Origin of the sequence: Candidatus Amarolinea dominans (assembly GCF_016704685.1) — a bacterium.
In the GTDB taxonomy this organism is placed as follows: Bacteria; Chloroflexota; Anaerolineae; order SSC4; family Amarolineaceae; genus Amarolinea; species Amarolinea dominans.
In genome coordinates this window covers 1-13,427 of the sequence record NZ_JADIZS010000083.1, presented here as the reverse complement: position 1 = coordinate 13,427, position 13,427 = coordinate 1, and the positions used below count along the sequence as shown (strand labels likewise).

Genomic DNA, 13,427 nt, shown 5'->3' with positions numbered 1-13,427 from the left:
GAAATCAGATCGAAATTGGGATCAGGGGACATGAGTTTAGTAGCGGTATTTATCTGGGGGGGGTAGCAGCAGCCGCCGTGGAAAGAGCAGGCTGCACACCACCAACAGATGAACCAACGACGACAGGCGAAGCCGGCCGCGAGCAGAATGTCGGGAGGAGAGAGGAGAGAAAGTAGAAGATAGAAAAGAGAAAGAGGATAGAAAAGAGAAGAGAGAAGAGAATAGAAGAGCGCGTAACATAACAACAGACTCCCTTTCGTGCAGCAATCGAAACGGATGGGGTCAGGGACATTTTCCTGACTGCTGAAGGAGGTCGCGGGCGGGAGAGAAACTCACGCCAGGGACTTCCGGCGGCGAGAGACGACTCGGAAGGCGGGGGGCAGACTTGTGGCTGATTACAGCATAGCACGACCGCGGCGATCTGTCAAGAGGCAAAATTCGGGGACAGCAATTCCGAATTGGGCGGACGATTGACCACAAGGAACGCATAGAACACAAAGCAACGGCAGAAGATTCGCAGATTGGCGACGTCTTTGCGCTCTTTGTGTTCTATGTGGCAAAAAGTCCGCCCGGCTTTCTCTGCCACGAATTTCACTAATTTGCACGAATCGAGCTTCTGCCTTCGTGTCAATTCGTGCAATTCGTGGCCGAAAGTCCGTCCAGCTTTCTCTACCACGAATTTCACTAATTTGCACGAATTTCAGGGCCTTTTCGTTTCGATTCGTGTAATTCGTGGCAAAAATCGGGCTGATTGCGCCACTCGTGGTAGATCACGGCGATGGCGTCGGGAGTGATGCCATGGCCGCTTGCACGGCGCTGTTATTCTGTGCTATGATTAGGCATGAGGTGGGCGCGTTGTGAGCATGCATGGGTTTGGCGACGGACAGGCAGAAGGCCGTCAGTTTGTGGTGTTGGGCGCCGGGCCGGCCGGGTTGAGCGCGGCTTTCGAACTGACTCGTCTCGGCCAGCGGCCGCTTGTCCTTGAAAAGCGCGACAAAGTGGGCGGGCTGGCGCGCACGGAACAGTACCACGGCTTTTCCTTCGACATGGGCGGCCACCGTTTCTTCAGCAAATCACCCGTGGTCAACGCGCTCTGGCGCGAAATCCTGGGTCAGGACTTCCTACACCGGCCGCGGCTGTCGCGCATCTTCTACCGTCACCGTTTTTTCCACTATCCACTCAAACTGGGCAATGCGCTGTGGAACCTGGGGCCGCTGGAAGCGCTGCTGATCGTGCTCAGTTACGCGCGTTGGCGGCTCTTTCCCTATCCACGTGAGGACACCTTCGAGGAGTGGGTCACCAACCGCTTTGGACGGCGCCTGTTCGAGACCTTCTTCAAGACCTACACCGAGAAAGTGTGGGGCATCTCATGCCGGGAGTTGAAGGCGGAGTGGGCGGCGCAGCGCATCAGGAACCTATCGCTGCCGACCGCGCTCCTGAGCATGGTGGTCAAGCCGGGTGGGACCGTGACCTCGTTGATCGAGGCGTTCGATTACCCGCGGCGCGGCCCCGGTATGATGTGGCAGGCGCTGCAGGCGCGCATCGAGCAGGCGGGCGGGGTCATCCGCCTGAACGCCGACGTACAGCAGATCTTCACCAGGGGCGGGCGCATCAGCGGTGTATTGGTGGCCGCTAACGGGCAGGAAACCCTGATCGAGGGCACCGATTTCATCTCCAGCATGCCGTTGAGCGAATTTGTGCGCAAGCTGAACGCGGCGCCGCCGGAGGTTGTGGCCGCGGCCGGCCAGCTCAAGTACCGTGACTTCCTGTTAGTGGGCCTGATCGTAGCCGAACCCAATCTGTTTCCGGACAACTGGATTTACATGCACGACCCAAGCGTGCGGGTGGGGCGCATTCAGAATTTCGGCAATTGGTCGCCCGACATGGTGCCGGAGCCGGGCATGAGCAGCCTGGGCCTGGAATACTTCTGCAATGAGGGCGATGCGCTGTGGAACACGCCCGATGCGGAGCTGATCGAGCTGGCAAAACGAGAGTTGGAGCAGAGCGGGCTGGTGCGCCAGGCCGATGTGGTGGATGGCTGCGTTTTTCGCGTGGAGAAGTCCTACCCGGTTTACGATAGTCGTTACCGTGATTGCCTGGCGCAGGTGCGTGCATTCGTGGACAGCCTGCCGAACTTTCAGCCCATCGGTCGCAATGGCCTGCATCGCTACAACAATCAGGATCACGCCATGTTGACCGGCCTGGCCGCGGCGCGCAACCTGGCCCTGGGTGAGCGCAACGACCTGTGGCGCATCAACGCCGACCCGGAATATCATGAAGAGGCGCCAGGGCAGGGAGCGGGTGACAAGCCGGCCGGTACGATCAACGGCAACGCCGCGCGCGCTGGGGGCTGACCGCCAGCCGCGGCGGGCGCCGGCCTTGCCAGCCCGTGTCAGGATTGGGTGGCGATTGGCAGGGTAAAGGTAAAGGTGCTGCCGCGGCCCGGCTCGCTGCTGGCGGTGACCGTGCCGCCATGCGCCAGCACCAGTTGTTTGACGATCGCCAGCCCCAGCCCGGCCCGGCCGGTCTGGCTGCTGTGCAGGCGGTCGGCGCGGTAGAAGCGGTCGAAGACGTGCGGCAGATGTTCGGGCGCGATGCCGCTGCCGGTGTCATGCACCGCGACCCGCACGCTTGCTGCCTCAGGCTGCGCCGTCACCGTAATGACGCCGCCGGCCGGCGTGTGGGCAAAGGCATTCTGCAGCAGGTTACGCAGCACCTGTCCCACGCGCTCACGATCCGCGTCCACCTGGGGCAGATCGCTCGGCAGGTCCACCAACAGAGTGACACCCTTCGCATCGGCTGGTGGCCGCAGCATGCCCATCGCCTGCTCGACCAGCCCGACCAGCGCCACAGGTTGTCGCATCAGCGTCAGGCGTCCGGCTTCTGCCTGCGCCAACTCTTGCAGGTCGGCCACCAGGCGGCTGAGCAGCATCGTCTCCTCGTACAAGCTGTCCACCAACGCCCCATCAGTGCTCACCAGGCCATCGCGTGCCGCGTCCAAATAGCCGCGCAGATTGGTCAACGGGGTGCGCAGCTCATGCGCTACGTCGTTGACCATATTGCGCCGCAGTTGTTCCTGCTGGCTGAGGCTGCCAGCCATCGCGTTGAACGCATGCGCCAGTTGCCCGATTTCATCGTCGGTTTCAACTTGCACCCGTGTACTGAGATCGCCCTTTTCCATGCGGCGGGCGGCGGTCGTCAGGCGCTGCACCGGCCGCAAGATGCGACCGGATAGCACCAGCGTGACCGCCACCGCGGCCAGGCCGGCCAGCAGCGCACTCAGCAGCAGCGAGCGGTTGAGCGCGGAGAGGAAGGCGGTATCGGCCTCGCGTGGGCCGGTCAGCGGGCCGAGGTAGAGGGAACCGACGCGTGTGCCGCCGGCCACCATGATCGCGGCCGGCGGCGGCCAGTTGCCATGCACCGGTTGACCGATCAGCGCCCGCTCAGAATCGGCCACCACACGATCGCGCTGATCGGTCACCACGACGCGTTCATCGGTGAACTGCGCCAGACGGTCCACTTCGGCCTGGGCGTCGCTCCAGCCCTGGTTGACAGTAAAGGAGCGCGCCAAAACGAAGGCGAAGCGCCGATTGGTCGAGGTGCCGCCGCTTTCAACGTAGCGTTGAAATTCACCGGTCGTGCGCTGGCGCGCCACAATGGCCGTCACGCTGATCGCAATCAGCACGACGAGGATGATGGCAAGCAGCAGACGCACGCGCAGGCTATGCAGCATGATGCCCCTCGAAGCGGTACCCAAAACCGGGTACGGTCATAATATAGCGCGGCGTCCCTGGCTGCGGCTCGATCTTGCGCCGCAAATTCATGATGTGTACGTCCACCGTGCGTTCGATCCCGTCATAATCGAAACCAAAGGCACGATCGAGCAACTCCGAACGGCTGAACGCGCGGCCAGGTTCACGCACCAGTGTTTCCAGCAAGCGGAACTCGGTGGGCGTCAGGCTGACCGGTTGCCCGTGCGCAGCCACCTCGCGCCGCACCAGGCTGATGGCCAGATCGCCAAAGTGCAGCTCGCCGTTCGTGTCATCATCGGGCAGGGTGCGCCGCAGCACGGCGCGAACCCGTGCCACCAGTTCACGTGGACTGAACGGCTTGGTCAGGTAGTCGTCGGCGCCGAGGTCAAGGCCCAGGAGCTTGTCTTCATCGGTGGCGCGCGCGGTGAGCATGATAATCGGAACGCGTGAATCGGCCCGCAGCAGCCGGCAGACATCGGTGCCGTCCAGCTCAGGCAGAAACAGATCGAGCACGATCAGGTCGGGCTGCTGACTGCGTGCAATCTCCAGCGCCTCCTGCCCGTCGAACGCCGGTAGGACGCGGTAGCCTTCCTTCCTCAAATAGAGCGACACGAGCTGCACAATTTTTTTGTCGTCATCAACAACCAGGATAGTTCGATTCATCATCTGGGACTTATTTCCGGATTCGTGTGGCGTGCGGGCTTTTTCGCCTGGAGTTGTCGTCGGGGTATCTGGGCGGCCAATACTGACAGGGGAGCGTAGCCAGTAGCCACGCCCCCCTGCGGTTTATGCGAACAATGGGATGTTTTTGGCGACCCAACCGGTGTCAGGGGCGTTCGGCAGGTCGCCTTTTATCCGCTGACCTCCGGTCAGGACGATGTGCCCGTGGCCGGAGCCAAAGGAGTGGTGGTTGACGGGGCAAACAGCCCGCCGCCAAAACCATGCATGCCGCCGCGGTGACCACGTCCGCCGAAGCCGCCCCTGGGCATGTAGCCCTGGGCCAGCCCCTGCAGGAGCCAGTCAGCCTGCGCTTGCGTCATGGCGCCATCCTTGACAGCCTGCGCAATCTGATCCTTCATTGCCTGCGTGCGGGCAGCGTCAATCGCGTCCTGCACCTTCTGAATGTCCACACCCTGCGCGGTTGCAACTTCCTGCAACGTCTTGCCGCTGTGCAGTTGTTCGAAGAGCTGCGTCGGCGTCAGATTGAGCGCCGCGGCCGTCGCATCGAAGGTGGCCGTGGAGCCATCACAGCCGAAGCCGAAGCCATGGCCAAATCTATAGCCGTTCGGCACGGTTGGGGTTGTCGCCGCCGGCGGGGTGACCGTCTGCGCCAGCGCCCCGCCTGCCGTCACGGCGCCGATTGCCACGACGAGCGCCAAAACGCCCATCACCATCACGATTTTCTTGATCATCTATGAACCTCCTGGGTCATGTCTCTGAACGGAAGCGGTCGGGGAATCAGCAACCGTCAGTTCAAGTGTAGCAGGGGGCTGTTAAGATTTAGTAAAGGAAAAGTTGGGATGGTGTTGTATGCTGCAAGCGTGGATAGACTTCACTTTTCCGCCTAAGGGGTCAGGCGCAATTCGTGCCCGCTTGCAGTATATGCTGCAAAAACATTTCCTCTGGACAACCTTGATTCATTGACCCAATTTTACCCCGCTCGCAAGCCCAGGTCAAGCTTTGCGAAAGCGAGTTGGCAAGTTAGAAACCGGGACATTGACAGGGGCGCGTCACCGATGTTATACTGCGCCCAGGTTCCGTATCGGTTGCCAGCCTCTGTCCCGAAAGGAGAGATCTCATGAACCACCCATTATCTGCGAGTCGCCTGCTATCGGCTCTGTTTCTGCTGATGGCCGCGTGCCTGGCTGCAACAACCGGCTCACCACTGCGTTCGGCCGCCGCCCCTCCACCTCCGCCACACGTGCTGACGCCACCTCTGGAGGAAAGCCCGTTTCGCGCCACGGGTCCATCCGTCACAATGCCATCAGACGGCCTTCTACCTGATGATTTGACTGCCACCAGTAAAATCGTTTTTCAATCGTACCGCGACAACAATTGGGAAATCTACGTGGCGCGGGGCAATGGCGGCTATCCCGTGCGTCTGACCTATGACGCGGCCCCCGACCTGGCGCCTCGCTTGAGCCCGGCCGCGCTGCAAGTCGCGTTCACGTCACGGCGCACCGGCACTTACGAAATTTTCGTGGCAAACGTGAACGGCAGCAACCTGCGGCAAGTCACGCCCAATGGTGGGGATGACGCGGGCGCAGCCTGGTCATTTGATGGAACTCGTTTTGTGTACGAGAGCTATGTCAACGGCCAGTGGGATGTATTTGTCATAAACGTAGATGGCAGCAACCCACAACGCCTGACCAATTCGCCAGACTACGATGGTACGGCCGCCTGGTCGCCTGATGGGACAAAAATCGCCTTCACATCGCGCCGAAGCGGCGAGCTGGGAGTCTGGGTGATGAACGCGGACGGCAGTGGGCAGACGCGTTTCGACACAGCCTTCGGCTGAAAATCCTGCCTGGTCGCCTGACGGGACGAGAATTGCCTATGGACGCGGACAGCGACGACGATACCTGGCACGAAATCTGGGTCATGAATGCCAATGGCAGCAATCCACGGCGTCTGTATCGTCCTGAGGATGAGAAAACGGATGCCTGGGTTGGCAGTTGGTCGCCGGACGGTCGCTATATCGCTTTCATGTACATCTCCTGGATCGAATATGAGGGCCAATGGTATTGGACGAGTTCGCGGCTCAGGGCGCTGGATAGCGTTCAATTCTGGGCGCCGCCAACCGGTCTTGGCAGCGGTGTTCGCGACTGGCGCCCCGACTGGCAAGGGCTTGATCTGACCGCGCCCACGTCGAGCGTGCTGCCGCTTCCGTCACAATCCCCCTACGCGTTCACCGTTCGCTGGTCTGGCAGCGATCAAGGCCGCTCGGGCATCTTGAACTACGTGGTACAGGTGAAGGATAATGACAATGGGTGGAATGTCTGGCAAGACAGGGTAACAGCCACGTCGGCTGTTTTCATCGGGGACGGCGGTCATGTGTATAGTTTCCGCAGCCAGGCGAACGATCGTGCTGAAAATACCGAAGACTGGCCGACCATGCCCGACGCAATCACAACGGTAGAAGCATTGGCGCCGGTCACTTCCGTTGATCCCCTACCCGTTTACCGGCGCAATGGTAGTGTCATTAGCTGGAGCGGCACTGATCCGGGAGGCTCTGGAATTCATACGTACGATGTCCAGTATCAATTGCTGAGCCATTCCGATGAATCGCTTAGTCCGGATGCATGGACTAACTGGCTGGTTGGCACAACAAGCCCCGCAACGTTATTCACCGGAATACCTGGTCGAACCTATGCGTTTCGCTCGCGCGGGCTTGATCGCGCACAACCAGGAAGAATGGCCTCCAGGAAACGGCGATGCAAGTACAACGATGTACACGTGGGCAATCATCGGCACAGTAAAAGACAACCGTGGTGTGCCGATCGTTAACGCAACGATCACAACCATGCCCAGGGCGTTCAGAGGATTCGTTAGTGATGAAAACGGTCGCTTTCAAACCTATGTTGACGAAACCAATCCATTATATGCCGTTTCGTGGAATAAGGCGGATTATGGTGTCCTGCCAACCACCAATTACAACAGTTTTCGCGATGTCACACTCGAAGCGATATTGCCACCGCCCGACCAATCCATGGGCAATGGAAGTTTCGAGGCGCAAAATCTGGCGCCCTGGCAAACTTCGACAGAGTTGCCCGCTGCGTTAGCGTCACAGCAGCACATCGGGGAGAAAGCCGCCCTATTGGGCTGCTCGCCTTTACAACTCTCGGCTCCCCACCGCATCTCTGCAAACTCCGCAAACCCAGCGTACCCATCTATGGAGATGGACAGCAGTGGTGTCCTACACGTCGTGTGGATGGAAAGTGCCAATTCTATCAGCGAGGTCTCTTATGTACAGCGTCGTCCAGATGGTTCATGGTCAACCGTAACTAATGTCTCAAATACACCGGGATCAGCACTGCAGCTACAAATGGCACTCGATCATCACGGTGGTACCCACGTTGTCTGGACTGAGGCCGCAAATAATCGAGTCGCAATTTATTATAAGGCCGGATCCCGGCGGGTGTCTGGGGTGCCACAGAGAACGCATTGCTAGCCGCGAACCTGCCCGATGCCTCATCGCCGCAGTTGGCAGTGGCGCCCAATGTAACGATCCATCTGGTGTGGTTTTCCAGCACCACTACTTACAATGATGCCTTCTATGCCTATCGTGGTACGGACGGCGGTTGGTCTGCTGTTCAGAATATCTCTCAGACATATGGGTCTGGACATGAGATGAAGATCGTGCTATGGCGAATGGCCTTCCATGTTGCGTGGAATGACACTGGTGAGAGTGGTTATTTTTCTGTTTATTATCGCCAGCGACGCAGCGATGGGCAGTGGCTGCCAGTGCAAAAAGTGTCAACGAATTCGATGTCACATGCCCATCCCTTTGATATGTCGGTTGATTTTGAGACAACAGTCCACCTTGTGTGGGCGCAGAGCGGGGGCAATCTCATATACACGAAACGCTGGGTTAACCAGGATTGGCTACCGCCAGTCGCAATCACAAATGCAACGGTGATGTCTTATCCTGCCATTGTAGCCGATCGGTCCGGCGTCGCTCATGTCGTTGGGCCAGCTCTAATAATGGGGTGTTCAGAGGTATTACATGCGCCAGATGGTGCGAACTCGTGGACTACGCCGGTTGCGATTTCCGAATCACAACCGGTTGACTAATTTCCTATTGGCATCACGCAAGATCAACAGGATCATCTCCATGTCATTTGGTGGGAGTTTCGCAGACACTTTGCATCTTTATTACGTGCGACAGGATGATGAAGGGGCTTAGGCTGCGCCGCTCGCAGCGTCACCTGGCAATTATGACGTCAGAGAGCATGTGCTAAGGATAGATTCGTCAGGTGCAGCTAACCTTGTTTGGTCGGATAGTTTACAGAACGACCTGTTTTACACGGGCGTGCCTCTCGCGCCACTCAGACCGGTAATGCCACCCCTGAGCCAGACGGTTACGGTGCCTGTCACCATGACGACAGCGACGCTTTCGTTCTTCTACAAATTGGGCGCGACGGCGCCGGCCGGAGATCGTTGGCTAAGTGTAACGGCCAACGATGGCATCAACACCACAACGATCTTCTCGACAACCAACCCCGCCGCCGAGTGGACTCATCGCTGGTTTGGCCTTTGGTCTTGACCGGCAAGACCGTCACCCTGAGCTTCAATCTGCACGAAACCGCCGGTCGGCCCCCGCGGGCTTACCTGGACGACGTGAGTCTCGGCTCGGCCTTACCCTGATCTGTGGCTTAGCCTGGCAGGCCCCGCCAGCACAACCCCAGGCGCCACGTTGATTTACACCATGACCTACGGCAACCGCGGCGGCGCCACAGCCGCCGGCGCGACGATAAGCGGCACGCTGCCCGCCGGCCTGACCTTCATTCGTGCCAACCCGCCGTCGAACGCGGGGACGCCCGTCGACCTGAATCTCGGCAACCCGCGGGCTAAGAGTGACCGTTCACGACCGTGATTGAAGCGCGGGTGCCCCCACCGCTAATACGGGTAGCCTGATCAACCCGGTGCATTGTGGCTACCATCACGCCGGAGATCGAGCGGGTGGACAACAATACCGCGACGACGACCGCTCTGACCAGCAGCGCCTTCCTACCACATCCGCCAGGTGCGCACCAGGCGATAGATTCCAACGCTAGCCACGCCAGCCAATACGCCCTTCTATCAAATGACGGTTGAGCCCCCGACTCAGCCGTCGCTAGCTCCCTCTCCCTCTCCCCTTCTCCCTTCTCCTTCTCCCTCTCCTTCTCCCTTCTCCTTCTCCCCTTCTCCCTTTCTCCTTCTCCTCCCTTCTCCCTTCTCCCCCTTCTCCTCCTTCCTTCTCCCCTTCTCCCTTCTCCCCTTCTCCCTCCTTCTCCCCTTCCCCCTTCGCCTTCTCCCTTTCTCTTCTCCCTCCTCCCCTTCTCCTCCCTTCTCCCCTCCTTTCCCTTCTCCTCTGCTATGGTATAAAAGCGCTGTTGTTTGCCCATCCCTGTTGCTCTATTGAACTAACGGATACTGGATTCCCTTCTTCCCAGCTTGCTGGCCGTAGCGGCCCTGGTTGCAGGCTAACGGCTTCTTTGTCGCGGTTGAATCGTTGCCCAGGTGACGGCGTTGCGGTCGGTTGGAGGTCAGGCGGGCGCTAATAATGAGGCTGTGCGCACGGTGTTGAAGATGCAGAACGATACCGATCTCTACATCGCCGCTGCGCGTTTCGGCATCACGATTGCCAGCTCCGGCCCTGGGCTGGATTGGCGATGTCACCATCGTGAAGATGGTCGAGCCTGGAATCTCGCGCCTGGTTGGCGCACGTTGCGGTGGAAGGCGTCGCCATCGGCATCGGCACGGTGGTCTCGCTTTCCCTGGTGACTTTCATCCACATCGTGCTCGGCGAACAGGCGCCGCAGTAAACCTTTGCCATTCGCAACCCGGAACGCGCCCGGTTGATGTCTGCCCGCATCATGGACCATCCACCTCATCTTTCGTCCTGTCATCTGGTTGCTGGACTTACGCCACTACGCTGGTGCTACGTCTCTTTGGCGTCGCAGGCGCCAGCGGGCACCACTCTGGTCTACTCGGTGGACGAGCGAAAATGCTGGTGCGCGAGCCGTCAGCTGAGGGCGTGCTGGAACAGACGCAAGAAGAGATGCTGGTGCGCGTGTTCGAGTTTGGCGGAACGCGATGTCAGTGAGGCGATGATCCAGCGTACCGGACATCGTGGGCATCGAACGGGCCGCCACGCCCGGATGATCTTGGTTGTACGGCTTCAGCGGGGTCGCGCTACTCCCGCTTCCCGGTCTACGGTGGCGACCTGGACAACATCGGGGTGGTGGTTATGAAGATGTCCTGATGGCCCTGGCCGCGGGCCGCAGGCACGCAGGCGCACCGGCCGAACTGGGCATCTCCATCCGGCCCACTTTGTCCTCGACAGCCGCAAAGTAGGTGACCTGTTCAACGAGATGCGCAACAGAAATTGGCATGGCGATTGTGATTGACGAATACGGCGGCACGGGCCGGGCATCGTCACCGTGGAAGAGCGCGCGGAAGAGGTGGGCCGAGTCACCGATGAGTGGGTGACGGACGAGCCCACCGTCGTCACGGTGGCCGCAGGCGTGTTCGAGGTCAGTGCGCAGGCGCGTGGACGACATCAACGCCCGGTTGGGACTCGACCTGCCGGAGCCTGGACGACTACGAGACACTGGCCGGGGCTTCATCCTCTATCAGCTGCACCACATTCCGCACGCCGGCGAGGAAATCAGCTACGACAACGTACACTTCACCGTCCTGCAGATGCCGGGCCGAAGATCGAGAAGGTGTGGTAGCGAGACAATAGCAGGCGGAATGCTGTTATCAACCTGAGAAGAACAACGAGTTGTCTTTGTACGTGACCACGGATGAGCCGACCGTGCCGAGCAGCGTAACGCCGGATACGCCGTTGAGCGAGTTGAATCTGAACCGGCACGAGCGTGATTACCTGAAAAATTGCGTACGCTCCATGTTCATCGCCTGCATCCCTACCTCGGTAAATACATCCCGCAATTGGTCGAGGAATTCTCAGAAAGTATTTCGGTCCAGGGAAGACAGTGCTCGATCCATTTTCAGGTTCAGGCACCACGTTGGTGCAGGCCAACGAGCCGGTGTCAAAGCCATTGGTTTCGACGTCTCGGCTTTCAATGTGCTCCTTGGCCAGCAGCAAAAACCAAGCATTACGATCTGAAAATCGTGCGCCAGGAGATCCTGGACATTCTGAACGCTTCACGCCAGGTCACCAGACCAGCAGCTGGTCCTTGTGGAGCGCAACTGGCAACGGTAACGGACATGGGCCGGTTTCATCCAGCGGTTATCTTCAGCGCTGGTTTCAGCCGCAGGCGCTAAAAGAATTGCTGCTTATCGTGATCGATTCAGAATTATCGGAATCAGGAGATTCTGAAAATCATCCTTTCACGGTCGGCACGGTCGGCGCGCGGTTGACTACTCATTTCGACCTGGATTTTCCGAAGGGCCCACAGACGGAGCCGTACTGGTGCATAAGCAGCCGCAACTGTATGCCCACAACGACGGCCTATCAATTTTGAAGCATTACAGCCTGGACACCAAGTCGATTAGAGGAATTCGCGGCCAACGTACCGACGCAACTGTGATCATCAAGCACGAAGATGGCCGGTTGGCCGATCTTCCTCCTATAGATGGCGTCATTACCAGCCCACCGTATGTCGGCTTGACTGATTATCCCGAACACTGGCATCGCTATGCCTATGAACCGCTCCGTCTTCGCGATAAGAGGTGAGTCAGAAATTGGCGGGCTAAGCGAGGCTCCAGTCAAAAGGCGCAACGCACCGACCAGGAGTCCATTGCAGAGGTTTTCCGCCGCGCCTGAGGAGCCATGCCGGCAGGCGGTATCTTGATCGTCGTGGCCGGTGACAAATTTGGGCTTTGGATGAAATCGCCAGGCTGTGTGGGGTTGAAGTCGAGGGCCGTGCCTAATGCCATGTGAACCGCCGACCGGACGACGACGAGCGAATTCTACGAATCGGTGTTTGTGTGGCGAAAAACGTGAGCCCAACGAATCCATGTAGCCAGATGAACTCAACCACGCCTGTCAGTCTATGATCTGTTGAAGAGCTTTGCACAGCAATCGGTAAAGCGGTATGGTCCTCAAGACATCGAAGGTCTCAAACAGGCCCACCCATTTCACAAACTGTTCCTGAACGATGCGGGTCTGATCGCAGCCAAACGTGAGCGTTCTGCTGTTACGAGAATGGGGATGTTCCTATTCCTTCGCCTTGGCTAAATCCATTGCAAGTGAACGCTATCAGCAAGTGATATTGGAACATAAAATGCAGGGGCTTATTGTTGGGTCTACGGTAGATGCGATTGCAAGAATTGCCCGCGAGCCATGATCAGGTCAACGTCGCCCAATCACGCCTGGCTGAGTTGGCCGAGGTGCTGCATGTTGATGATCACGGCGACCAGGAATGGTAGAGTGCGAGTCATCGGTGACATTTTTATCGGCGATTCCTGAAAGAGCGCCCACTGTTCGTTGAGATCAAGACACCCGGGCCGAACCCGGACATCGGCGCCGTAACCAAACAGAAGATACTGACTTTTCTGCCGTTGCGCCCAGGGATAAACCCATAAGCCTACGTGGGCCTTCCCTGCAACTCCCTTATCCGACGCAGAAAGCACAGATTACAGCCACAGCCTCACCAAGAAGATCATGGATGTGCGGGATGAAATAATACTGGGGAGGAATTCTGGGATACAATAGGGTAGCATACGGGGAAACATTCGATCAATCAGTTTAAAGTGATCGAGGAAGGGAGCAGGGCGCTCGGCAAGAGCGCGGCTTCGTGAATCTGACCAGTCTCTGCAGGTAAGCGATCGAATCCAGAGGAGACTCTAAAGAAACCATTGGAGATCATTGGACATCAATGAAGTGCAAGCTTACTGGGCGTCGCATCGCCGACTGGGATCAGCGTCGAATCGGATTGCTCGAAGATGGTTGAGTCTTGACACGTTGTTGTCGCCGCACTCCTACCTCAGGACTGAACGGTCACG

General features: G+C 58.7%; 12 protein-coding genes. 8 read left to right on the top strand and 4 right to left on the bottom strand.

Annotated features, from left to right (window positions below):
* Window positions 1–863: 863 nt before the first annotated feature.
* Complete coding sequence (locus tag IPF85_RS28095; protein ID WP_343411358.1) at window positions 864–2,354, top strand: NAD(P)/FAD-dependent oxidoreductase; 1,491 nt, start codon at window positions 864–866, stop codon at window positions 2,352–2,354.
* Between the two features lie 38 nt (window positions 2,355–2,392).
* Here IPF85_RS28095 and IPF85_RS28090 read toward each other — a convergent pair whose 3' ends face one another.
* The 3 genes from IPF85_RS28090 to IPF85_RS28080 all read right to left on the bottom strand — a co-directional run bounded on the left by IPF85_RS28090 (window position 2,393) and on the right by IPF85_RS28080 (window position 5,164).
* Window positions 2,393–3,733 carry an ATP-binding protein gene (locus tag IPF85_RS28090; protein WP_343411356.1) on the bottom strand — a complete coding sequence of 447 codons (1,341 nt, stop codon included), beginning with the start codon at window positions 3,731–3,733 and terminating at the stop codon, window positions 2,393–2,395.
* Window positions 3,723–4,418 (bottom strand): response regulator transcription factor, encoded by a 696-nt coding sequence (locus IPF85_RS28085; protein WP_343411355.1) that lies wholly within the window; start codon window positions 4,416–4,418, stop codon window positions 3,723–3,725. The genes IPF85_RS28090 and IPF85_RS28085 overlap by 11 nt, the downstream gene beginning before the upstream one ends.
* Window positions 4,419–4,621: 203 nt before the next feature.
* A complete protein-coding gene (locus IPF85_RS28080) occupies window positions 4,622–5,164 on the bottom strand; it encodes a hypothetical protein (protein WP_343411354.1) in 543 nt (180 codons plus the stop codon).
* A gap of 386 nt (window positions 5,165–5,550) precedes the next feature.
* Between IPF85_RS28080 and IPF85_RS28075 the strand changes: the two genes are divergently transcribed.
* The 6 genes from IPF85_RS28075 to IPF85_RS28050 all read left to right on the top strand — a co-directional run bounded on the left by IPF85_RS28075 (window position 5,551) and on the right by IPF85_RS28050 (window position 9,348).
* Entirely contained in the window at window positions 5,551–6,270 is a 720-nt protein-coding gene (locus IPF85_RS28075) for a hypothetical protein (protein WP_343411353.1), read from the top strand.
* 38 nt (window positions 6,271–6,308) lie between these two features.
* A complete protein-coding gene (locus IPF85_RS28070) occupies window positions 6,309–7,259 on the top strand; it encodes a hypothetical protein (protein WP_343411352.1) in 951 nt (316 codons plus the stop codon).
* Window positions 7,201–7,923 carry a hypothetical protein gene (locus IPF85_RS28065; protein WP_343411351.1) on the top strand — a complete coding sequence of 241 codons (723 nt, stop codon included), beginning with the start codon at window positions 7,201–7,203 and terminating at the stop codon, window positions 7,921–7,923. Before IPF85_RS28070 ends, IPF85_RS28065 begins: the two co-directional genes overlap by 59 nt.
* Window positions 7,917–8,546, top strand: a complete 630-nt coding sequence (locus IPF85_RS28060) for a hypothetical protein (RefSeq protein WP_343411350.1) — start codon at window positions 7,917–7,919, stop codon at window positions 8,544–8,546. The genes IPF85_RS28065 and IPF85_RS28060 overlap by 7 nt, the downstream gene beginning before the upstream one ends.
* A gap of 304 nt (window positions 8,547–8,850) precedes the next feature.
* On the top strand, window positions 8,851–9,018 hold the full coding sequence (locus tag IPF85_RS28055; protein ID WP_343411349.1) for a hypothetical protein: 168 nt from the start codon (window positions 8,851–8,853) through the stop codon (window positions 9,016–9,018).
* A gap of 102 nt (window positions 9,019–9,120) precedes the next feature.
* Window positions 9,121–9,348 carry a hypothetical protein gene (locus IPF85_RS28050; protein ID WP_343411357.1) on the top strand — a complete coding sequence of 76 codons (228 nt, stop codon included), beginning with the start codon at window positions 9,121–9,123 and terminating at the stop codon, window positions 9,346–9,348.
* Here IPF85_RS28050 and IPF85_RS28045 read toward each other — a convergent pair.
* The gene (locus tag IPF85_RS28045; RefSeq protein WP_343411348.1) at window positions 9,323–9,859 is read right to left on the bottom strand and encodes a hypothetical protein; all 537 of its coding nucleotides are present in this window, start codon (window positions 9,857–9,859) and stop codon (window positions 9,323–9,325) included. The genes IPF85_RS28050 and IPF85_RS28045 overlap by 26 nt on opposite strands.
* Window positions 9,860–11,452: 1,593 nt before the next feature.
* Here IPF85_RS28045 and IPF85_RS28040 point away from each other — a divergent pair.
* Window positions 11,453–11,944, top strand: coding sequence for a hypothetical protein (locus tag IPF85_RS28040; protein ID WP_343411347.1), 492 nt, complete (start codon window positions 11,453–11,455; stop codon window positions 11,942–11,944).
* The last annotated feature ends 1,483 nt before the right edge of the window (window positions 11,945–13,427 follow it).